Origin of the sequence: Streptomyces sp. NPDC005202 (assembly GCF_040608235.1) — a bacterium.
GTDB lineage: Bacteria > Actinomycetota > Actinomycetes > Streptomycetales > Streptomycetaceae > Streptomyces.
In genome coordinates, this window is record NZ_JBEXHW010000026.1 from 23,007 (window position 1) to 44,767 (window position 21,761).

16 protein-coding genes and 3 pseudogenes are annotated in these 21,761 nt (G+C 70.1%); 14 read left to right on the plus strand and 5 right to left on the minus strand.

What is annotated here, in order from left to right; genetic code table 11:
• The first annotated feature begins 57 nt into the window (after window positions 1-57).
• From ruvB to ABZV31_RS28410, 6 genes are all read left to right on the plus strand, one after another.
• Entirely contained in the window at window positions 58-1,128 is a 1,071-nt protein-coding gene (gene ruvB, locus ABZV31_RS28385; protein ID WP_355899400.1) for a Holliday junction branch migration DNA helicase RuvB, read from the plus strand.
• A gap of 164 nt (window positions 1,129-1,292) precedes the next feature.
• Window positions 1,293-1,790, plus strand: a complete 498-nt coding sequence (yajC, locus tag ABZV31_RS28390) for a preprotein translocase subunit YajC (RefSeq protein ID WP_355899403.1) — start codon at window positions 1,293-1,295, stop codon at window positions 1,788-1,790.
• Between the two features lie 132 nt (window positions 1,791-1,922).
• Window positions 1,923-3,701, plus strand: coding sequence for a protein translocase subunit SecD (secD, locus tag ABZV31_RS28395; protein WP_355899406.1), 1,779 nt, complete (start codon window positions 1,923-1,925; stop codon window positions 3,699-3,701).
• Between the two features lies 1 nt (window position 3,702).
• The gene (gene secF, locus ABZV31_RS28400) at window positions 3,703-4,821 is read left to right on the plus strand and encodes a protein translocase subunit SecF (RefSeq protein ID WP_355899407.1); all 1,119 of its coding nucleotides are present in this window, start codon (window positions 3,703-3,705) and stop codon (window positions 4,819-4,821) included.
• Entirely contained in the window at window positions 4,818-5,357 is a 540-nt protein-coding gene (locus ABZV31_RS28405) for an adenine phosphoribosyltransferase (RefSeq protein WP_355899409.1), read from the plus strand. The genes secF and ABZV31_RS28405 overlap by 4 nt, the downstream gene beginning before the upstream one ends.
• Before the next feature lie 352 nt (window positions 5,358-5,709).
• Window positions 5,710-8,238, plus strand: coding sequence for a bifunctional (p)ppGpp synthetase/guanosine-3',5'-bis(diphosphate) 3'-pyrophosphohydrolase (locus tag ABZV31_RS28410; protein ID WP_355899411.1), 2,529 nt, complete (start codon window positions 5,710-5,712; stop codon window positions 8,236-8,238).
• A gap of 166 nt (window positions 8,239-8,404) precedes the next feature.
• On the opposite strand, the gene ABZV31_RS28415 is transcribed toward ABZV31_RS28410, so the two are convergent.
• Both ABZV31_RS28415 and ABZV31_RS28420 read right to left on the minus strand, forming a co-directional pair.
• On the minus strand, window positions 8,405-9,634 hold the full coding sequence (locus tag ABZV31_RS28415) for a DUF349 domain-containing protein (RefSeq protein ID WP_355899413.1): 1,230 nt from the start codon (window positions 9,632-9,634) through the stop codon (window positions 8,405-8,407).
• 145 nt (window positions 9,635-9,779) lie between these two features.
• Window positions 9,780-10,607 carry a peptidylprolyl isomerase gene (locus ABZV31_RS28420; RefSeq protein ID WP_355899415.1) on the minus strand — a complete coding sequence of 276 codons (828 nt, stop codon included), beginning with the start codon at window positions 10,605-10,607 and terminating at the stop codon, window positions 9,780-9,782.
• Between the two features lie 167 nt (window positions 10,608-10,774).
• Between ABZV31_RS28420 and ABZV31_RS28425 the strand changes: the two genes are divergently transcribed.
• Window positions 10,775-11,488, plus strand: a complete 714-nt coding sequence (locus ABZV31_RS28425) for an MBL fold metallo-hydrolase (RefSeq protein ID WP_355899417.1) — start codon at window positions 10,775-10,777, stop codon at window positions 11,486-11,488.
• A gap of 11 nt (window positions 11,489-11,499) precedes the next feature.
• On the plus strand, window positions 11,500-12,762 hold the full coding sequence (hisS, locus tag ABZV31_RS28430; RefSeq protein ID WP_355899419.1) for a histidine--tRNA ligase: 1,263 nt from the start codon (window positions 11,500-11,502) through the stop codon (window positions 12,760-12,762).
• A gap of 135 nt (window positions 12,763-12,897) precedes the next feature.
• On the opposite strand, the pseudogene ABZV31_RS28435 reads toward hisS, so the two are convergent.
• A pseudogene (locus ABZV31_RS28435) lies at window positions 12,898-13,383 on the minus strand (response regulator transcription factor); the annotation flags it as partial.
• A gap of 2 nt (window positions 13,384-13,385) precedes the next feature.
• Window positions 13,386-13,757, minus strand: a pseudogene (locus ABZV31_RS28440) (ATP-binding cassette domain-containing protein); the annotation flags it as partial.
• Window positions 13,758-13,899: 142 nt separating this feature from the next.
• On the opposite strand from ABZV31_RS28440, the gene ABZV31_RS28445 reads away from it, so the two are divergent.
• The 3 genes from ABZV31_RS28445 (at window position 13,900) to rpsD (ending at window position 16,953) form a co-directional block, all read left to right on the plus strand.
• On the plus strand, window positions 13,900-14,556 hold the full coding sequence (locus ABZV31_RS28445; RefSeq protein WP_355899421.1) for a vitamin K epoxide reductase family protein: 657 nt from the start codon (window positions 13,900-13,902) through the stop codon (window positions 14,554-14,556).
• A gap of 85 nt (window positions 14,557-14,641) precedes the next feature.
• A complete protein-coding gene (locus ABZV31_RS28450; protein WP_355899422.1) occupies window positions 14,642-15,997 on the plus strand; it encodes a replication-associated recombination protein A in 1,356 nt (451 codons plus the stop codon).
• Between the two features lie 341 nt (window positions 15,998-16,338).
• Window positions 16,339-16,953: a 30S ribosomal protein S4 gene (rpsD, locus tag ABZV31_RS28455; RefSeq protein WP_355899424.1), complete on the plus strand. Its 615-nt coding sequence runs from the start codon at window positions 16,339-16,341 to the stop codon at window positions 16,951-16,953.
• 22 nt (window positions 16,954-16,975) lie between these two features.
• Here the strand turns inward: rpsD and ABZV31_RS28460 are convergent.
• Window positions 16,976-18,076 (minus strand): annotated as a pseudogene (locus ABZV31_RS28460) (hypothetical protein).
• A 171-nt stretch (window positions 18,077-18,247) separates the two neighbouring features.
• Between ABZV31_RS28460 and ABZV31_RS28465 the strand changes: the two are divergent.
• Genes ABZV31_RS28465 through alaS form a run of 3 tightly spaced genes read left to right on the plus strand, consistent with a single transcriptional unit; the run spans window position 18,248 to window position 21,756 of the window.
• A complete protein-coding gene (locus tag ABZV31_RS28465) occupies window positions 18,248-18,688 on the plus strand; it encodes a DUF948 domain-containing protein (protein WP_355899509.1) in 441 nt (146 codons plus the stop codon).
• Window positions 18,689-18,697: 9 nt separating this feature from the next.
• Window positions 18,698-19,084 carry a hypothetical protein gene (locus ABZV31_RS28470; RefSeq protein ID WP_355899426.1) on the plus strand — a complete coding sequence of 129 codons (387 nt, stop codon included), beginning with the start codon at window positions 18,698-18,700 and terminating at the stop codon, window positions 19,082-19,084.
• Window positions 19,084-21,756: an alanine--tRNA ligase gene (alaS, locus tag ABZV31_RS28475; protein ID WP_355899427.1), complete on the plus strand. Its 2,673-nt coding sequence runs from the start codon at window positions 19,084-19,086 to the stop codon at window positions 21,754-21,756. Before ABZV31_RS28470 ends, alaS begins: the two co-directional genes overlap by 1 nt.
• Window positions 21,757-21,761: the final 5 nt, after the last annotated feature.

Here is a 21,761-nt window from a genome sequence, read left to right on the forward strand (position 1 = left end):
CACGGCAACCGAGCCCGCTGAACCACGGCGCCACCACGAGACCGCGAGGCACACGCAATGAACTGGGACGACACGACCGACACCTCCGCCTCCGAGCGGCTCGTCGGCGCGTCCGCCGACCGTGAGGACCAGGCCGTCGAGGCTGCCCTGCGCCCCAAGGACCTGGGCGAGTTCATCGGCCAGGAGAAGGTCCGCGAGCAGCTCGACCTCGTGCTGCGCGCCGCCCGCGCGCGGGGCGCCACCGCTGATCACGTGCTGCTCTCCGGCGCCCCCGGCCTCGGCAAGACCACCCTGTCGATGATCATCGCGGCCGAGATGGGCGCACCCATCCGCATCACCAGCGGCCCGGCCATCCAGCACGCCGGCGACCTCGCGGCCATCCTGTCCTCCCTCCAGGAGGGCGAGGTCCTCTTCCTCGACGAGATCCACCGCATGTCGCGGCCCGCCGAGGAGATGCTCTACATGGCGATGGAGGACTTCCGCGTCGACGTCATCGTCGGCAAGGGCCCCGGCGCCACCGCCATCCCCCTCGAACTGCCCCCGTTCACCCTGGTCGGCGCCACCACCCGCGCGGGCCTGCTGCCGCCCCCGCTGCGCGACCGCTTCGGCTTCACCGCGCACATGGAGTTCTACGAGCCCGCCGAGCTGGAGCGCGTCATCCACCGCTCGGCGAACCTGCTCGACGTCGAGATCGAGCCCGACGGCGCCGCCGAGATCGCCGGCCGCTCCCGCGGCACGCCCCGCATCGCCAACCGCCTGCTGCGCCGGGTGCGCGACTACGCCCAGGTCAAGGCCGACGGCGTGATCACCAAGGAGATCGCCGCGGCCGCCCTGGCGGTGTACGAGGTCGACGCCCGCGGCCTCGACCGGCTCGACCGGGCCGTTCTGGAGGCGCTGCTGAAGCTGTTCGGCGGCGGCCCCGTCGGGCTGTCGACGCTCGCTGTCGCGGTGGGGGAGGAGCGCGAGACCGTCGAGGAGGTCGCCGAGCCCTTCCTCGTCCGGGAGGGACTGCTTGCCCGCACCCCGCGCGGACGCGTCGCCACGCCCGCCGCCTGGGCGCATCTCGGCCTCACCCCGCCCCGCTCGTCAGCTGCGGGAAACGGACAACAGGACCTGTTCGGGGCGTGACGGCGCGGGCATTGGCCGCGGCAGGAACCCTGGTGCCATGCTGAGCGTTGTTCCTTGCGCGCGGACTCGCTTAGACTCCGCCGATGCCGCCTTTGTCGGCGGCACGTATACCCCCAACCATCAGGCCGCTCACCATCGCGGTCGTGTGAAGGAAGTTCCGACCCGTGAGTCTCGTGACCCTCCTCCCGTTCATCGTGCTCATCGGGGCCATGTTCCTGATGACCCGGTCGGCCAAGCGCAAGCAGCAGCAGGCCGCCGAAATGCGGAACCAGATGCAGCCCGGCAGCGGTGTCCGCACCATCGGGGGCATGTACGCGACGGTCAAGGAGGTCAACGACGAGACCGTCCTGCTTGACGCGGGCCCGGGTGTCGAGCTGCTCTTCGCGAAGAACGCGATCGGCGCCGTCCTGTCGGACGACGAGTACAACCGCATCGTGCACGGCATCGAGCACGACCTGAAGTCCGACGCCGACATCGTCCCCGACGACGCCTCCTCCCTCACTGAGACCGACGAGCCCGCCGCCGACGCTTCCGCCGCCTCCGACGACAAGCCCATCGACCTCGGCAAGAAGGATGCGGTCGAGGAGCCGGCCGACGACGTCGCCGAGGCGAAGACGGACGAAGAGCCGAAGAAGACCGACGGCGACTCCGGCGCGAAGTAGTCACCTCGCAGGGCGCGCGGGCAAGCTCCGCGCGCCCTGGGACGTGCGCATCTCGCACGGGGTCCCGACACCATGTCATGGCCGCCGCCGAGCCCACCCGGCGCGGGGCGGCCCGAGAGGGAGTACGAGAAGGTGGCAGCACCTAAGAAGGGCCGGAGCGCGAGCGCCCAGAGCAAGCCAGGGCGCTCGCTGGCCCTCATCCTGATCGCCATCGTGGCGCTCACCGGGGGGATGTTCGTCTCCGGGAACACCACTCCGCGTCTCGGCATCGACCTGGCCGGCGGTACGAGCATCACGCTCAGGGCGGTCCCCGAGCGCGGTCAGGAATCCGCGATCAACAAGACCAACATGGACACCGCGGTCGACATCATGAACCGCCGTGTCAACGGTCTGGGTGTATCGGAGGCCGAGGTCCAGACCCAGGGGAACGACAACATCATCGTCAACATCCCCAGGGGCACCAACTCCAAGGAGGCCCGTCAGCAGGTCGGCACCACCGCCAAGCTGTACTTCCGTCCGGTCCTCGCCACCGAGGTCTCCGAAGGCAGCGCCACGGCCAGCCCGTCGCCGAGCGCGTCCTCCAGCGCCTCGAGCAAGGCCACCGGCAAGGCTAGCCCCTCGGCCTCCTCGACCCCGTCGGCGACCTCCACCCAGCAGGGCCGCGCGGTCACCGACGGCCTGAAGGCGGACGCCACCCCGTCCGTGGGCGGCTCGGCGTCCTCCAGCCCGAAGGCCTCCGCCAGCCCGTCGGCCTCCTCCAGCGCCTCCCCGTCCGCGAGCAGCAGCTCCTCCAGCGACGCGACCGCCAAGCTCCAGGCAGAGTACGCCGCGCTGGACTGCAGCAAGAAGGACGTCCGCGCCACCGCCGGCAAGGGCGTCAAGCCGAGCGAGCCGACGGTCGCCTGCGGTAAGAACTCGCAGGGCCAGTGGCAGAAGTACATCCTCGGCCCTGCCGCGGTGGACGGCACGGACGTCAAGAAGGCCCAGGCCGTTTTCAACACCCAGACCGCGGCCGGCTGGACCGTCACCATGGAGTTCACCTCCAAGGGTGCCAAGAAGTTCGCGGACATCACCGGCAAGCTCGCCCAGAACCAGTCGCCGCAGAACCAGTTCGCCATCGTCCTGGACGGCGAGGTCGTCTCCGACCCGTACGTCAGCCAGCCCCTGACCGGCGGCAACGCGGAGATCTCCGGCCGCTTCACGCAGGAGGAGGCGCAGGGCCTCGCCAACATGCTGTCCTATGGCGCCCTGCCGCTGACCTTCAAGGAGGACAGCGTCACCACGGTGACCGCCGCGCTCGGCGGCGAGCAGCTGCACGCCGGTCTCATCGCGGGCGCCATCGGCCTCGGCCTGGTCGTGATCTACCTGGTGGCCTACTACCGGGGTCTGTCTCTGATCGCCGTCGCCTCGCTGCTGGTCTCCGCGGCGCTGACGTACGTGATCATGTCGCTGCTCGGCCCGGCCATCGGCTTCGCGCTGAACCTGCCCGCCGTCTGCGGTGCCATCGTGGCGATCGGCATCACCGCGGACTCGTTCATCGTGTTCTTCGAACGCATCCGGGACGAGATCCGCGAGGGCCGCTCCCTGCGCCCGGCCGTCGAGCGCGGCTGGCCGCGCGCCCGGCGCACCATCCTGGTCTCCGACTTCGTGTCGTTCCTGGCCGCCGCGGTGCTGTTCATCGTGACCGTCGGCAAGGTCCAGGGCTTCGCGTTCACCCTCGGTCTGACCACCCTGCTCGACGTGGTCGTCGTCTTCCTCTTCACCAAGCCGCTGATGACGCTCCTCGCCCGCAGGAAGTTCTTTGCGAGCGGCCACCGCTGGTCGGGTCTTGACCCCAAGAGCCTGGGCGCGAAGCCTCCGCTGCGCCGCACGCGCCGTCCCTCCGCCCCCGTCGAGACGAAGGAGGCGTGAGATGTCGAAGCTCGGCAACCTCGGCGCCCGACTGCACCGTGGCGAGGTCGGCTACGACTTCGTCGGCAACCGCAAGATCTGGTACGGCATCTCCATCCTGATCACCATCACGGCCATTCTGGGCCTGGCGGTGCGCGGCCTGAACATGGGCATCGAGTTCCAGGGCGGAGCGGTCTTCACCACCCCGAAGCACATGACCGCCTCGGTGACCCAGGCCGAGTCGTACGCGCAGGACGCCTCCGGCCACGACGCGATCGTGCAGAAGCTCGGCGACGGCAGCCTGCGCATCCAGATCGCCGGCATCGACACCGGCAAGTCCGACCGGATCAAGGACGCGCTGGCCAAGGACCTGAACGTCGACCAGGAGAAGATCAACGCCGACCTGGTCGGCCCCAGCTGGGGCCAGCAGATCGCCAACAAGGCCTGGGAGGGTCTGGCGATCTTCATGGTCCTGGTCGTGATCTACCTGGCGATCGCCTTCGAGTGGCGCATGGCCCTGGCCGCGCTCGTCGCCCTGATCCACGACATCACCATCACCACCGGCATCTACGCCCTCGTCGGCTTCGAGGTCACGCCGGGCACGGTGATCGGTCTGCTGACGATCCTCGGTTACTCGCTCTACGACACGGTCGTCGTCTTCGACAGCCTCAAGGAGCAGACGAAGGACATCACCCGGCAGACCCGCTGGACCTACAGCGACATCGCCAACCGCTCCATCAACAGCACCCTGGTCCGTTCCATCAACACCACCGTCGTCGCGCTGCTGCCGGTGGCGGGCCTGCTGTTCATCGGCGGCGGCGTTTTCGGCGCCGGCATGCTCAACGACATCTCGCTGTCGCTGTTCGTCGGCCTCGCGGCCGGTGCGTACTCCTCGATCTTCATCGCCACGCCGCTCGTCGCCGACCTCAAGGAGCGCGAGCCGCAGATGAAGGCCCTCAGGAAGCGCGTCCTCGCCAAGCGGGCGCAGGCGGCGGCCCAGGGCGAACCCCTCGAGGCCGAGGTCGCCGACGCCCCGGTCGGCGACGGGCCCGAGGACGCCGCGCCCGCCGTCGTGGGTCCGCGCAACCAGCCCGCGTCCCGCGGCCGGGGCCGCGGCCGACCCTCCGGGAAGCGCCGATGACCGACATCCAGGAGCTGCTGCTCAGCCGTATCCGCGACGTGGCCGACTACCCGGAGCCGGGCGTGATGTTCAAGGACATCACCCCGCTCCTGGCGGACCCGGCCGCGTTCACCGCGCTGACCGACGCCCTGGCGGAGGTCGCCGAGCGCACCGGCGCGACGAAGGTCGTCGGCCTGGAGGCCCGCGGCTTCATCCTCGGCGCTCCGGTCGCCGTCCGCGCGGGCCTCGGCTTCATCCCCGTGCGCAAGGCTGGCAAGCTCCCCGGAGCCACCCTCCGCCAGGCGTACGACCTGGAGTACGGCTCCGCGGAGATCGAGGTGCACGCCGAGGACCTGACCGCCAGTGACCGCGTCCTGGTCGTCGACGACGTCCTCGCCACCGGCGGCACCGCCGAGGCCTCGATCCAGCTCATCCGCAGGGCGGGCGCCGAGGTCGCGGGTGTGGCGGTCCTGATGGAACTGGGCTTCCTGGGCGGCCGCACCCGCCTGGAACCCGCCCTGGACGGGGCACCGTTGGAGGCGCTGCTGCAGCTCTGAGCACGGCGGGACGGCGCCATGGCGAGGCTGCGCGCCATCGCACCCGAGACCGTACGAGGCGTCTCCCGGCCGTCGCGCACGGGCGGAGCACGGGCCGCTCGCACGGCGTGCGCAGGACGTGGGCAAGCCCGTAGGCAAGCCCGTGGGCAAGGCGCGGGAAGGCAGCGCGAAAGCCGCCGTGTACCCGCAGGACACCGCAGAGGCGGGCCCGGAGGAATCCGGCGCCCGCCTCCTGCGTTTCTCGGGTGTACGTTCCTCACATCGGGCTGGAGGCGATCCTGGAGCCCGGGATCGCTACCATGGGTTCTCCGGAGCCTGACCGGGGGACCCGGATCGCGCACGAGGAGCCCTCTTGCCAGACGAGGCCCAGCCACTGACCGCCGCCAAGCCCGAGTCCGCCTCGGCACCCGCGGCCAAGCCCGCGCCGCACGCGAAGAACGACACCCGCGGGACGGCCGAGCACGCCCAGTCCGCGCCCGTCGGCAAGTCGACCGAGCCCTCGCGCCCCAAGCCCGCTCAGCCCGAGCGCCCGGCGAACCCGCCGGCGATCCGCTCGCCCGCCGGCCAGCCCGCCCGCTCCGGCTCCTCCAACCGCGTCCGCGCTCGCCTGGCCCGGCTCGGCGTGCAGCGTGCCAACCCCTACAACCCGGTCCTCGAGCCGCTGCTGCGGATAGTACGCAGCAACGACCCGAAGATCGACGCCGCCACGCTCCGCCAGATCGAGCGCGCGTACCAGGTCGCCGAGCGCTGGCACCGCGGCCAGAAGCGCAAGAGCGGCGACCCGTACATCACGCACCCACTCGCCGTCACCACCATCCTCGCCGAGCTCGGCATGGACCCGGCCACCCTCATGGCGGGCCTGCTGCACGACACGGTCGAGGACACCGAGTACGGCCTGGACCAGCTGCGCCGCGACTTCGGCGACACCGTCGCCCTCCTCGTCGACGGCGTCACCAAGCTGGACAAGGTCAAGTTCGGCGAGGCCGCGCAGGCCGAGACCGTGCGCAAGATGGTCGTCGCCATGGCCAAGGACCCGCGCGTCCTGGTCATCAAGCTCGCCGACCGCCTGCACAACATGCGCACCATGCGCTACCTGAAGCGTGAGAAGCAGGAGAAGAAGGCGCGCGAGACCCTGGAGATCTACGCGCCGCTCGCCCACCGCCTGGGCATGAACACCATCAAGTGGGAGCTGGAGGACCTCGCCTTCGCGATCCTCTACCCCAAGATGTACGACGAGATCGTCCGCCTGGTCGCCGAGCGCGCCCCCAAGCGCGACGAGTACCTGGCGATCGTGACCGACGAGGTCCAGGCCGACCTGCGCGCCGCGCGCATCAAGGCGACCGTCACCGGCCGCCCGAAGCACTACTACAGCGTCTACCAGAAGATGATCGTCCGCGGCCGCGACTTCGCGGAGATCTACGACCTGGTGGGCATTCGCGTCCTCGTGGACACCGTCCGCGACTGCTACGCGGCCCTGGGCACCGTGCACGCGCGATGGAACCCGGTCCCCGGCCGGTTCAAGGACTACATCGCGATGCCCAAGTTCAACATGTACCAGTCGCTGCACACGACGGTCATCGGCCCCAACGGCAAGCCGGTCGAACTCCAGATCCGCACGTTCGACATGCACCGCCGCGCCGAGTACGGCATCGCCGCGCACTGGAAGTACAAGCAGGAGGCCGTGGCGGGCGCCTCCAAGGTCCGCACCGACGCGCCCAGGTCGTCCGCCAAGGACAAGGACGCCATCAACGACATGGCGTGGCTCAGGCAGTTGCTGGACTGGCAGAAGGAGACCGAGGACCCCAGCGAGTTCCTGGAGTCGCTGCGCTTCGACCTCTCCCGCAACGAGGTCTTCGTCTTCACGCCCAAGGGTGACGTCATCGCGCTCCCGGCCGGCGCCACCCCGGTCGACTTCGCGTACGCGGTGCACACCGAGGTCGGCCACCGCACCATAGGGGCGCGGGTCAACGGCCGACTCGTACCGCTCGAATCCACCCTGGACAACGGCGACCTGGTGGAGGTCTTCACCTCCAAGGCGGTCGGCGCGGGCCCCTCCCGCGACTGGCTCGGCTTCGTGAAGTCGCCGCGCGCCCGCAACAAGATCCGGGCGTGGTTCTCCAAGGAGCGGCGCGACGAGGCGATCGAACAGGGCAAGGACGCCATCGTCCGCGCGATGCGCAAGCAGAACCTGCCGATCCAGCGCATCCTGACCGGCGACTCGCTGGTCACCCTCGCGCACGAGATGCGCTACCCGGACATCTCCGCGCTGTACGCGGCAATCGGCGAGGGCCACGTCTCCGCGCAGAACGTCGTGCAGAAGCTCGTCCAGGCGCTCGGCGGCGAGGAGGCGGCCACCGAGGAGATCGACGAGAGCGTGCCGCCCACCCGCGGGCGCAGCCGCAAACGCCGCTCCAGCGCCGACCCGGGCGTCGTCGTCAAGGGCGTCGAGGACGTGTGGGTCAAGCTGGCCCGCTGCTGTACGCCCGTTCCCGGCGACCCGATCATCGGCTTCGTCACGCGCGGTAGCGGAGTATCGGTTCACCGCAGCGACTGCGTCAACGTGGAGTCACTGTCCCGCGAGCCCGAGCGCATCCTCGAGGTCGAGTGGGCGCCCACCCAGTCCTCGGTCTTCCTGGTCGCCATCCAGGTCGAGGCCCTGGACCGGTCCCGGCTGCTGTCGGACGTCACGCGCGTCCTGTCCGACCAGCACGTCAACATCCTCTCCGCGGCCGTCCAGACCTCCCGAGACCGCGTCGCCACCTCCCGCTTCACCTTCGAGATGGGCGACCCGAAGCACTTGGGCCACGTCCTGAAGGCGGTCCGCGGCGTGGAGGGCGTCTACGACGTGTACCGGGTGACGTCGGCGCGACAGCAGCGCTGAACAAGCGAGCGGACGCGGCTGACCTGAGGCGTACAGAGCGGGCTGGGCCAGATACTGCCCAGCCCGGAGGTCGCGCGGGTGAGAAAAAGCTGTGGGAGGTCCCGGGCGAGCCCGGAACCTCCCACAGCAATTGCGTCAAACTCTATTGCGTCAAAGGGGCGGCGTGTCAGCCGCCGAACTCCTGCAGACCCTTCAGCGCCTGGTCCAGGAGCGCCTGGCGGCCCTCCAGCTCCTTCTCGAGCTTCTCGGCCTTGGCGCTGTTGCCCTGCGCCTGCGCCTGCTCGATCTGGCCCTTCAGCTTGTCCACGGCGGCCTGGAGCTGCCCGGTCAGACCCTCGGCACGCGCGCGTGCCTCCGGGTTCGTCCGGCGCCACTCGGCCTCCTCGGCCTCCTGGATGGCCCGGTCGACCGCGTGCATCCGGCCCTCGACCCGCGGACGCGCATCCCGCGGCACGTGGCCGATGCTCTCCCAGCGCTCGTTGATCGAGCGGAAGGCGGCGCGGGCGGCCTTCAGGTCCGTGATCGGCAGCAGCCTCTCCGCCTCCGCGGCCAGCTCCTCCTTCAGCTTCAGGTTCTCCGCCTGCTCCGCGTCCCGCTCGGCGAAGACCGAGCTGCGGGCGGCGAAGAAGACGTCCTGGGCGCCGCGGAAGCGGTTCCACAGGTCGTCCTCGTGCTCGCGCTGGGCCCGGCCCGCGGCCTTCCACTCCGCCATCAGCTCGCGGTAGCGGGCCGCCGTCGGACCCCAGTCCGTCGAGTCCGACAGCGCCTCGGCCTCGGCGACCAACCGCTCCTTGATCTTCCGCGCCTCCTCGCGCTGCGCGTCCAGCTGCGCGAAGTGCGCCTTGCGCCGCTTGGAGAACGCCGAGCGTGCGTGCGAGAAGCGGTGCCACAGCTCGTCGTCCGACTTGCGGTCCAGCCGCGGCAGCCCCTTCCAGGTGTCCACCAGCGCGCGCAGCCGCTCGCCGGCCGCCCGCCACTGGTCGGACTGCGCCAGCTCCTCCGCCTCGGCGACCAGCGCCTCCTTGGCGTGCCGGGCCTCGTCGGCCTGCCGGGCGCGCTGCGCCTTGCGCTCCTCGCGACGCGCCTCGACGGTCTCGACCAGCTTGTCCAGGCGGGCCCGCAGGGCGTCCAGGTCGCCGACCGCATGGTGCGCGTCGACCTGCTCCCGGAGATGGTCGATGGCGGCCTGGGCGTCCTTCGCCGACAGGTCGGTGGTCTGCACTCGCTTCTCGAGGAGGCCGATCTCGACAACCAGGCCCTCGTACTTGCGCTCGAAGTAGGCCAGCGCCTCATCGGGGGAGCCGGCCTGCCAGGAACCGACGACCTTCTCGCCGTCGGCCGTTCGCACGTACACGGTCCCCGTCTCGTCGACGCGGCCCCACGGGTCGCTGCTCACAGCGCCTCCTCCACATGATGCCTGCGAGGAGCGGTGAAGCTCCCCCGGGCATCGTCCACAGTTTCGTCACCGCCAACATAGGCGACCAGCGGGTTGCCTGTCCGCATCCAGCGCGACCGAATTCCGCAGTTGGCCGTCCTGGCCGTCAGGATTTCGTGACCGTCGCCTGGTTGATCACCACGGTCGCGTTCGGGGCGGTGTTGCCCGTCGTGGGGTCGGCGGGCTGCGCGCCGGCGGCCGCGATCTTCTTGAGGACCTTCATGCCCGCTTCGGAGACAGTTCCGAAGGGTGTGTAGTTGGGCGGCAACTGACTGTTCTGGTAGACGAGGAAGAACTGGCTGCCGCCGGTGTGCTTCTGCCCGGTGTTGGCCATGGCGACCGTGCCCGCCGGATAGACATTGCCCTTCAGGCTTTTGTCCTTCAGGTTCTCGTCCGGGATCGTGTAGCCGGGACCGCCGCTGCCGGTGCCGGTCGGATCGCCGCACTGCAGCACGTAGATGCCCTCGGTGGTGAGCCGGTGGCACTTGGTGTGGTCGAAGAAACCCTTGCCCGCGAGGAAGTTGAAGGAGTTCACGGTGTGCGGGGCAGCCGACGTCTTCAGTGCGACGTCTATCTCACCGCACGTCGTCGCCAGCTTCATCGTGTACGCCGCCGACGTGTCGATCGTCATCGCCGGCTCCTTCTTCCAGCTCAGCTTCTTCACCGAGCCCGCGGCCGCCTTCGCGCACGGGTCCGGCGCCTTGCTGGTGGCCGAGGCGCTGGGGGAGACGTCCGCGCTCGCGTTGGCCTTGTTGTCGTCCTTGAGGACCCCGGTCGTGTACAGCGCGACGCTGCCGATGATGACCACGCAGAGTACCGACGCGATCACGGAGTTGCGCATACGGGCTTTGCGCCGCGCGGCGGTGCGCCGCTGCTGCTGCCGCAAGAACTTCTCCCGGGCGAGCTGACGCCGCCGCTGTTCCTGGCTGACCACCGGGTTCTCTCCTCATGCGTCTCGTGTGTTGACCGGTACACGTGCGTCCTGTGAGCCGACCGCCTGCGTGTGCCCCGTACCGTATATGGGTTCGCTGAGGAATCGGCAGCGCCGGTAGGCTCTGACAACAGCCGTAGCCGCCCGTATCGACACAACGAAGGACGATCGTGCTCATTGCCGGGTTCCCCGCCGGGGCCTGGGGGACGAACTGCTACCTCGTCGCCCCCGCCGCCGGTGAGGAGTGCGTGATCATCGACCCCGGCCACCAGGCCGCCCGAGGCGTCGAGGAAGCGATCAGAAAGCATCGGCTCAAGCCCGTCGCCGTCGTCCTCACCCACGGCCACATCGACCATGTGGCCTCGGTCGTCCCGGTGTGCGGCGCGCACGACGTACCGGCCTGGATCCACCCCGCCGACCGGTACATGATGAGCGACCCCGAGAAGGCGCTGGGCCGTTCCATCGGGATGCCGCTGATGGGCGAGCTGACCGTCGGGGAGCCGGACGACGTCAAGGAGCTGGCCGACGGCGCGAAGCTGGAGCTGGCCGGTCTGGAGCTGTCCGTCGCGCACGCGCCCGGCCATACCAAGGGGTCGGTGACCTTCCAGATGCCCGAGACCGCGGACATCCCGTCGGTCTTCTTCTCCGGGGATCTGCTCTTCGCCGGCTCCATCGGACGCACCGACCTGCCCGGCGGTGACATGGCCGAGATGCTCGACTCGCTGGCCCGCGTGTGCCTGCCGCTCGACGACTCGACCGTGGTGCTGTCCGGCCACGGCCCCCAGACGACCATCGGCCAGGAGCGCGCCACCAACCCGTATCTGCGGCAGGTGGCCGCCGGCCTGGGAGCGGACACCGAGGCCGCTCCGCGACGAGGAATGTGACGAAACCTTCCGTGAGCACCTTCAAGGCCCCCAAGGGCACGTACGATCTGATCCCGCCGGACTCCGCGAAGTACCTGGCGGTCCGCGAGGCGATCGCGGCCCCGCTGCGCAACTCCGGCTACGGCTACATCGAGACGCCCGGTTTCGAGAACGTCGAGCTGTTCGCGCGCGGTGTCGGTGAGTCGACCGACATCGTGACCAAGGAGATGTACGTCTTCGAGACCAAGGGCGGCGACCAGCTCGCCCTGCGCCCGGAGGGCACGGCCTCCGTCCTGCGCGCTGCGCTCGAGGCCAACCTGCACAAGGCGGGCAACCTGCCGGTCAAGCTCTGGTACTCCGGCTCGTACTACCGCTACGAGCGCCCCCAGAAGGGTCGCTACCGCCACTTCTCCCAGGTCGGCGCGGAAGCGATCGGCGCCGAGGACCCGGCGCTGGACGCCGAGCTGATCATCCTCGCGGACCAGGCGTACCGCTCGCTGGGCCTGCGCAACTTCCGCATCCTTCTGAACAGCCTGGGCGACAAGGAGTGCCGCCCGGTCTACCGCGCCGCCCTGCAGGACTTCCTGCGCGGCCTGGACCTGGACGAGGACACCCGCCGCCGCATCGACATCAACCCGCTGCGGGTGCTGGACGACAAACGGGAGTCGGTCCAGAAGCAGTTGACGGGCGCCCCGCTGCTGCGCGACTACCTGTGCGACGCGTGCAAGGCGTACCACGAGGAGGTCCGCGAGCTGATCACGGCGGCTGGCGTGTCCTTCGAGGACGACCCCAAGCTGGTACGCGGCCTGGACTACTACACCCGCACGACCTTCGAGTTCGTCCACGACGGCCTGGGCTCGCAGTCCGCGGTGGGCGGCGGCGGCCGCTACGACGGCCTGTCCGAGATGATCGGTGGTCCCGCCCTGCCGTCGGTGGGCTGGGCGCTGGGCGTCGACCGCACGGTGCTGGCGCTGGAGGCGGAGGGCATCGAGCTCCAACTCCCGGCGTCCACCAGCGTGTTCGCGGTACCGCTGGGCGAGGAGGCCCGCCGGATCCTCTTCGCCAAGGTCACCGAGCTGCGCAAGCAGGGCATCGCCGCCGACTTCTCCTACGGCCACAAGGGCCTCAAGGGCGCCATGAAGAACGCCAACCGCAGCGGCGCCCGCTACACCCTCGTCGCCGGCGAACGCGACCTCGCCGAGGGCGTCGTCCAGCTCAAGGACATGGAGTCCGGCGAACAGACGGCGATCGGCGTGAACGAGATCGTGTCGGAACTGGAGTCGCGGCTCGGCTAGTGGTGACGGCGGCTCGGCCAGTGCGTGACACAAGGCGCCGGGTGCCTCGCACGGCACCCGGCGCCCCGTGTCGTCGATCTTCGTCGTCGATCTTCGTCATCGACCTTCGCCGTCGATCTTCGTCATCGATCTTCGTCACTGGTCGAGCAACCCGTACCGCATCGCGCTCGTTACCGCCGCCGTGCGGTCGTCCACGCCCAACTTGCCGAAGATCCGCAGCAGATGGGTCTTCACCGTGGACTCACCGATGAACAACCGCCGGCCGATCTCCGCGTTCGTGCAGCCCTCGGCCACCAGGCGCAGGACCGCCGTCTCGCGCTCGGACAGGCGAGGGCGTTCCGGCTTGGTGCGCAGTTGGTCCACCAGGCGGGCCGCCACCGACGGGGCCAGCACCGTCTCGCCGCGCGCGGCTACCCGGACCGCCTCCGCCAGTTCGCTCCGCGGCAGGTCCCTGAGCAGGTAGCCCGCCGCGCCCGCCTCCACGGCACGCAGGATGTCGCGGTCCGTCTCGTACGTCGTCAGGACGATCACCCGGCACGGCAGCCCGGCCCGCGCCATCCGCTCGATCGCGTCCACGCCCCCGCCGCCCGGCATCCGCAGGTCCATCAGCACGATGTCGGGTTCGCCTTCGCCTCCAGACCCACCAGACCGATGACGTCCTCCGGGTCGCGCGGCCTCGGGTAATAGCGGGCGAAGTGCCGCACGGTCTCGCGGACCGTCAACTCCGCGGGCGCCGATTCGTCCTGCCAGACGATTCCGACGCGCGAGCGCCACGCGCGCGTGCCGGTCGCCGGGTCCGCGCAGACCTCGCCCGCGTCCCGGGTGCGGTTGCCCTGCAGGATCTCCACCGTGGTGCTCTTGCCCGCGCCATTGGGTCCCAGCAGGCCGAACACCTCTCCCTTCCTGATGCCGAGGTCGATGCCGTCGACGGCGGTGACGTCCCCGTACCGCTTGCGCAGCCCCCGTACGTCCACCGCGATTTCGTTCGCTGTCATGCCCCGAGCGTCGTCCGGAACCGAACGCTCGGGGACGACCGTGCGTACTTCCTTGTGTCCACCGAACGGTGGACGCGCGCGCGTGCGGCACAATGGCCGTTGCCCGAAGAAGGCCCAGCTCTCAAGTGACGGAATCGGCGTGATGAACAAGACGACAGTCAAAAACGTCTCCACCGAGCCCGAGCCGGAACACGCGGTCCCCGGGCCGCGGTCGGTGGGCGGCAGCCGCGCCTTCGCCCTGCTGCTGGTGATCACCGGCGCGGCCGGACTGCTCGCCGCGTGGGTCATCACGATCGACAAGTTCAAGATCCTCGAGGGCAAGGTGAGCGGCAAGACGTTCACCCCGAGCTGCAGCATCAACCCGATCGTGTCCTGCGGCAGCGTCATGGAGAGCAAGCAGGCCGCCGCCTTCGGGTTCCCCAACCCGATGCTCGGCCTGGTCTGCTACGGCATCGTCATCTGCGTCGGCATGAGCCTGCTCGCCCGCGCCCGCTTCCCGCGCTGGTACTGGCTGACCTTCAACTTCGGCACGCTCTTCGGTGTCGCCTTCGTGACCTGGCTGCAGTTCCAGTCGCTGTACCGGATCAACGCGCTGTGCCTGTGGTGCTCGCTGGCCTGGGTCGCCACGATCACCATGTTCTGGTACGTGACCTCGTTCAACGTCCGCAACGACTTCCTGCCCGCCCCGCGTCCGGTGAAGAACTTCCTCGCCGAGTTCACGTGGGTCCTGCCCCTCACGCACTGCGGCGTCATCGCCATGCTGATCCTGACCCGCTGGGGCAGCAGCCTCTGGGCCTGAGCCGAAGAGCCCGGCAAAACCGGCCCCGACGGCGTTGTCACCGGCCCCGACGGCGTTGTCAGCGGGGTGACATAGGGTTTTGAGCGTGGAGCCCGACCTGTTCACCGCCGCAGCAGAAGAACGCCAGGAGAAGGACCCGGCCGCCAGCCCCCTGGCGGTCCGGATGCGCCCGCGCACCCTTGACGAGGTGGTGGGCCAGCAGCATCTGCTGAAGCCGGGCTCGCCCCTGCGCCGGCTGGTCGGCGAGGGCACGGGCGGCCCGGCGGGACCGTCCTCGGTAATCCTCTGGGGCCCGCCGGGCACCGGCAAGACGACCCTGGCGTACGTCGTCTCCAAGGCCACCAACAAGCGCTTCGTGGAGCTGTCGGCGATCACCGCGGGCGTGAAGGAGGTCCGCGCGGTCATCGACGGGGCCCGCCGTGCCTCCGGCGGCTTCGGCAAGGAGACCGTCCTCTTCCTCGACGAGATCCACCGTTTCAGCAAGGCCCAGCAGGACTCCCTGCTCCCGGCGGTCGAGAACCGCTGGGTGACGCTGATCGCGGCCACCACCGAGAACCCGTACTTCTCGGTGATCTCCCCGCTGCTGTCCCGCTCCCTCCTGCTCACCCTCGAACCCCTCACGGACGACGACGTCCGCGGCCTCGTCCGCCGCGCCCTGACCGACGAGCGCGGCCTGAAGGGCGCCGTCACCCTCCCCGAGGACACCGAGAACCACCTGCTGCGGATCGCCGGCGGCGACGCCCGCCGCGCCCTGACCGCCCTGGAGGCCGCCGCCGGGGCCGCCCTCGACAAGGGCGAGACGGAGATCGGCCTGACGACGCTGGAGGAGACGGTCGACCGGGCCGCCGTGAAGTACGACCGCGACGGCGACCAGCACTACGACGTGGCCAGCGCCCTGATCAAGTCCATCCGCGGCTCCGACGTCGACGCCGCGCTGCACTACCTGGCCCGGATGATCGAGGCCGGCGAGGACCCGCGCTTCATCGCCCGCCGCCTGATGATCTCCGCCAGCGAGGACATCGGCCTGGCCGACCCGAACGCGCTGCCGATCGCGGTCGCCGCCGCCCAGGCCGTCGCCATGATCGGCTTCCCGGAGGCCGCCCTCACCCTCAGCCACGCCACCATCGCCCTCGCCCTGGCTCCGAAGTCCAACTCCGCGACCACGGCGATCGGCGCCGCCCTGGACGACGTGCGCAAGGGCCTGGCCGGACCCGTGCCACCGCATCTGCGGGACGGGCACTACAAGGGCGCGGCCAAGCTCGGGCACGCGCAGGGGTACGTGTACCCGCACGACCTGCCCGAGGGCATCGCCACCCAGCAGTACGCCCCCGACGCCCTCAAGGACCGCGAGTACTACACCCCGACCCGGCACGGCGCCGAGGCCCGGTACGCGGACGCGGTGGAGTGGACCCGCAAGCACCTCGGTCGCAAGCGGTCCTGAGCACCCTGTAAACTTCATCGAAGCGCTGCGTCCCGTGTCCGGCACCTCAACAAGGGGGAGGCCGGCACCACCAGAGCGGGACATCCAGCCGGAACCCCACCGCCGCAAGGCAGGCGGGGATCCAGGAGCGTCGCGCACCGTCGAACGGTGTCGCGGGCAGCCCACCACCACCCGGAGCTTCGGGAGCGGTCGGTGGGCCGCTCGCGTGCTGCACGTATGTGCCCAGACCAGGGGAGCGGCTGCCCGGCAGGTCCCACGTGGCCACGCAGGGTTTCCCCGGCTGCGGATGCGACCTCCCCTAACCCTGGTGGAGCCGGAAACTCAGGAAAGAGACAGAGACAGTGGCGAACCAGTCCCGCCCCAAGGTCAAGAAGTCGCGTGCCCTCGGCATCGCGCTGACCCCGAAGGCCGTCAAGTACTTCGAGGCCCGTCCCTACCCGCCGGGTGAGCACGGCCGCGGCCGCAAGCAGAACTCGGACTACAAGGTCCGTCTGCTGGAGAAGCAGCGTCTGCGTGCTCAGTACGACGTCTCCGAGCGCCAGCTGGTGCGCGCCTACGAGCGTGCCGCCAAGGTCCAGGGCAAGACCGGTGAGGCCCTGATCGTCGAGCTCGAGAAGCGTCTGGACGCCCTCGTCCTGCGTTCGGGCATCGCCCGCACGATCTACCAGGCCCGCCAGATGGTCACCCACGGCCACATCCAGGTCAACGGCAAGAAGGTCGACAAGCCGTCCTTCCAGGTCCGTCCCGACGACGTGGTCCAGGTCCGCGAGCGCAGCCGCGAGAAGACGCTGTTCCAGATCGCCCGTGAGGGCGGCTTCGCCCCCGAGGGCGAGACCCCGCGCTACCTGCAGGTGAACCTCAAGGCCCTGGCGTTCCGCCTGGACCGCGAGCCGAACCGCAAGGAGGTCCCGGTGGTCTGCGACGAGCAGCTCGTCGTCGAGTACTACGCCCGCTGATCCGCGGCAGGCCGTAGCACCGTCAGCCCGCCGTCTCACCGCCCTTCCGGGTGGGCGAGGCGGCGGGCTTGCGCATGTCCGGGGCACTCTTCCCGGGCCGCACCGCCCCGCGCGGCCGGCAGCGCGTCCAGTGACCACGCTGCGGACCGCAGCAGCGCCCGGGACACGGCCGTCTCCCGGCCGAGCCGGGCACCCTGCCGTACGCACTCCTCGTACCGTCGTCGCCCAGTCGCTCGCGGGCCGTCGCCTCGCACAGCTCGTGCGGCGCGTTGTCATACGCCGAGCCGAACAGCCGCAGCCCACCGAGGGCCACATATGGCTCGCGGCGCCCTGCAGCACGGCCGCTTCCGCAGCGTCGCCCCGGCCCACCGTCACCAGCGCCGGCAGCTCCACGGCCAGTACCGAGCCCAGCAGGTCGTGGAAGGCGTGGGCGCTGCCCAGGCAGTCGGCCGGCAGGTCCCGGGCGTGCGTCAGGCTCCCCTCGCGCCGGGCCGCGCCGGGCCGCGTACGCCAGGACAGGCGCCGACACAGCTTTCGTACATGCTGGTCGTCGTCGTCGGCGGCGGCGACGACGGCCGGCCCCTGCTGCGCCGCCCGCTCGGCGAACAGCTCCGCCGCCTCGTCCTCGGCCGGCGGTTCCAGCGCGAACAGCCGCTCGCCCGCCGCCCCCAGCGGCCGCCGCCCCGCAGCGAGCGCGGTCAGGCCCGGCGCCTGCCGCAGCAGCTCGGTCACCAGCGAGGCACACGCGTCCACCAGGTGCTCGAACCCGTCGAGCAGCAGCAGGAGTTGGCGGTCGGCGAGATGGCCGAGCAGGGTCTCGCGCGGCAGCCGCGTCGTGTGGTCCGTGAGTCCCCGTGCTTCGAGGACCGCGTAGTCCACGAAGTCCGGATCGCGCACGGGTGCCGGCTCCACGCGCCACACGCCGTCCGGCTGCGACGAGCACGCCGCGGCACGTGCCGCGAGGCGCGACTTGCCGACCCGCCGACGCCGTCACCGTCACCAGCCGTGCCGCGTCGAGCGCCCGCGCCAGCCCGGCGAGTTCGGCCGAGCGGCCCACGAACGCGTCGAGCTCCACGGGAAGATTTGCCGTCCGCAGTGCCCCCGGGCACCGAGTACTCCGCATGGAATACGGAACGTACTCAAGCGTAGTCACTGCGTACAATCGCTTCGCGCAACTCCGCAGTGCGCGGGCGGTAATCCGGTACGGAGCCCCACCCCCGGCGCGATAGGCTCGGTGCACTGATTCTTTATGGTTCCGATGTTCACTGCACGTTTCAGGGAGCGGGTGCGCACAGTGTCCGGTGGAGAGGTGGCCGGGATCCTGGTGGCCGTCTTCTGGGCGATCCTGGTCTCCTTCCTCGCCGTCGCACTGGCGAGGCTGGCCCAGACGCTCAAGGCGACCACCAAGCTCGTGGCGGACGTGACCGACCAGGCCGTCCCGCTGCTGGCCGACGCCTCCCAGGCGGTGCGCTCCGCACAGACTCAGATCGACCGGGTCGACGCGATCGCCTCCGACGTCCAGGAGGTCACGTCGAACGCATCCGCGCTGTCGACCACCGTCGCCTCCACCTTCGGCGGCCCCCTGGTCAAGGTCGCGGCCTTCGGCTACGGCGTGCGCCGGGCCCTGGGTGGCCGCAAGGAGGACGTGCCCGTGAAGACGTCGAGGCGTACCGTGATCGTGGGCCGCACCGTCCCGGCCGCGCGGCGGGGGAAGCGGAACAACCGGGAGAAGTAAGGACTAGCGATGTTCCGCCGTACGTTCTGGTTCACCACAGGCGTCGCCGCAGGCGTGTGGGCCACCACCAAGGTCAACCGCAAGCTGAGGCAGCTGACCCCCGAGAGCCTCGCCGCGACCGCGGCCAACAAGGCGATCGAGGCCGGCCACCGGCTCAAGGACCGCGCGGTGGGCTTCGCCCTCGACGTCCGCGACAACATGGCCCAGCGGGAGGCCGAACTCGGTGAGGCGCTCGGTCTGAACGCCCCCGTCGACCACGAACTCCCCGCCCGGCGCCGCTACGCCGCGATCGAGAACCGCACCGAGCCGAAGGCGTACGTCGTCGACACGACGTCGTACTCGTACAAGACGAACTCGCACAAGACGAACTCGTACAACCGGAATGAGGACCACTGATGGAGTCGGCTGAGATCCGCCGCCGCTGGCTGAGCTTCTTCGAGGAGCGCGGGCACACCGTCGTCCCTTCGGCGTCGCTCATCGCGGACGACCCGACTCTGCTCCTCGTCCCGGCCGGCATGGTGCCCTTCAAGCCCTACTTCCTGGGTGAGGTCAAGCCGCCGTTCCGGCGCGCCACCAGCGTGCAGAAGTGCGTGCGCACGCCCGACATCGAAGAGGTCGGCAAGACCACGCGGCACGGCACGTTCTTCCAGATGTGCGGCAACTTCTCCTTCGGCGACTACTTCAAGGAAGGCGCCATCAAGCTCGCCTGGGAGCTGCTCACCACGCCCCAGGACAAGGGCGGTTACGGCCTGGAGCCGGAGAAGCTCTGGATCACGGTCTACAAGGACGACGACGAGGCCGAGCAGATCTGGCGCGACGTCATCGGCGTCCCCGCCGAGCGGATCCAGCGCCTGGGTATGAAGGACAACTTCTGGTCCATGGGCGTCCCCGGCCCGTGCGGCCCGTGCTCCGAGATCAACTACGACCGCGGCCCCGAGTTCGGCGTCGAGGGCGGCCCCGCCGTCAACGACGAGCGGTACGTGGAGATCTGGAACCTCGTCTTCATGCAGTACGTGCGCGGCGAGGGCACCGGCAAGGACAACTTCGAGATCCTCGGCGACCTGCCGAGCAAGAACATCGACACCGGTCTCGGCCTCGAGCGGCTCGCCATGATTCTGCAGGGCGTGCAGAACATGTACGAGATCGACACCTCCATGGCCGTCATCAACAGGGCCACCGAGCTGACCGGCGTCCGCTACGGCGACGCCCACGACTCGGACGTGTCCCTGCGGGTGGTCACCGACCACATGCGCACCGCCACCATGCTCATCGGCGACGGCGTGACCCCGGGCAACGAGGGCCGCGGCTACGTGCTGCGCCGCATCATGCGCCGCGCCATCCGCAACATGCGGCTGCTCGGCGCCACCGGTCCGGTCGTCAAGGACCTGATCGACGTCGTGATCGAGATGATGGGCCGGCAGTACCCCGAGCTCATCACCGACCGCGAGCGCATCGAGAAGGTCGCCCTCGCCGAGGAGAACGCCTTCCTCAAGACGCTGAAGGCCGGCACCAACATCCTCGACACCGCCGTGTCCGAGACGAAGGCCGCCGGCGGCACCGTCCTGCCCGGCGACAAGGCCTTCCTGCTCCACGACACCTGGGGCTTCCCGATCGACCTCACCCTCGAGATGGCCGCCGAGCAGGGGCTGTCCGTGGACGAGGAGGGCTTCCGCCGCCTGATGAAGGAGCAGCGGGAGCGTGCCAAGGCCGACGCCCAGGCCAAGAAGACCGGCCACGCCGACCTCGGCGCCTACCGCGAGATCGCCGACACCGCCGGCGAGACCGACTTCATCGGCTACACCGACACCGAGGGCGAGTCCACGGTCGTCGGCATCCTGGTCGACGGCGTGTCCTCCCCGGCCGCCACCGAGGGCGACGAGGTGGAGATCGTCCTCGACCGTACCCCGTTCTACGCCGAGGGCGGCGGCCAGATCGGCGACACCGGCCGCATCAAGACCGACTCCGGTGCCGTCATCGAGGTCCGCGACACGCAGAAGCCGGTCCCGGGCGTGTACGTCCACAAGGGCGTCGTCCAGGTCGGCGAGGTCACCGTCGGCGCCAAGGCCCACGCCTCGATCGACTCCCGCCGCCGCAAGGCCATCGCCCGCGCCCACTCGGCCACCCACCTCACCCACCAGGCCCTGCGCGACGCCCTCGGCCCGACGGCCGCACAGGCCGGTTCCGAGAACCAGCCCGGCCGCTTCCGCTTCGACTTCGGTTCGCCGTCCGCCGTACCGCAGACGGTGATGACCGACGTCGAGCAGAAGATCAACGAGGTGCTCGCCCGCGACCTCGACGTGCGCGCCGACATCATGGGCATCGACGAGGCCAGGAAGCAGGGCGCCATCGCCGAGTTCGGCGAGAAGTACGGCGAGCGTGTCCGCGTCGTCACCATCGGTGACTTCTCCAAGGAACTGTGCGGCGGCACCCACGTGCACAACACCGCCCAGCTGGGCCTGGTGAAGCTGCTCGGAGAGTCGTCCATCGGCTCCGGTGTGCGCCGGATCGAGGCCCTCGTCGGCGTCGACGCCTACAACTTCCTCGCCCGCGAGCACACGGTCGTCAACCAGCTCACCGAGCTGCTCAAGGGCCGCCCGGAGGAGCTCCCGGAGAAGGTCTCCGCCATGCTCGGCAAGCTGAAGGACGCCGAGAAGGAGATCGAGAAGTTCCGCGCCGAGAAGGTGCTGCAGGCCGCCGCCGGCCTCGCCGAGTCCGCCAAGGACATCCGCGGGGTCGCCGTGGTCACCGGACAGGTCCCCGACGGCACCACACCCGACGACCTGCGCAAGCTGGTCCTCGACGTGCGCGGCCGCATCCAGGGCGGCCGGGCCGCCGTGGTCGCCCTGTTCACGGTCAACAACGGCAAGCCGCTGACGGTCGTCGCCACCAACGAGGCCGCCCGCGAGCGCGGCCTCAAGGCCGGTGACCTGGTCCGTACGGCCGCCAAGACCCTCGGCGGCGGCGGTGGAGGCAAGCCGGACGTCGCCCAGGGCGGCGGTCAGAACCCGGCCGCGATCGGCGAGGCCATCGACGCCGTGGAGCGCCTGGTCGCTGAGACTGCCAAGTAAGAAAC

Bases quoted from the DNA above. Each gene is read 5' to 3' on its own strand.
- ruvB (WP_355899400.1), top strand. From the start codon at position 58: ATGAACTGGGACGACACGACCGACACCTCCGCCTCCGAGCGGCTCGTC.
- secF (WP_355899407.1), top strand. From the start codon at position 3,703: ATGTCGAAGCTCGGCAACCTCGGCGCCCGACTGCACCGTGGCGAGGTC.
- ABZV31_RS28405 (WP_355899409.1), top strand. From the start codon at position 4,818: ATGACCGACATCCAGGAGCTGCTGCTCAGCCGTATCCGCGACGTGGCC.
- ABZV31_RS28445 (WP_355899421.1), top strand. From the start codon at position 13,900: ATGAACAAGACGACAGTCAAAAACGTCTCCACCGAGCCCGAGCCGGAA.
- ABZV31_RS28470 (WP_355899426.1), top strand. From the start codon at position 18,698: ATGTTCCGCCGTACGTTCTGGTTCACCACAGGCGTCGCCGCAGGCGTG.
- alaS (WP_355899427.1), top strand. From the start codon at position 19,084: ATGGAGTCGGCTGAGATCCGCCGCCGCTGGCTGAGCTTCTTCGAGGAG.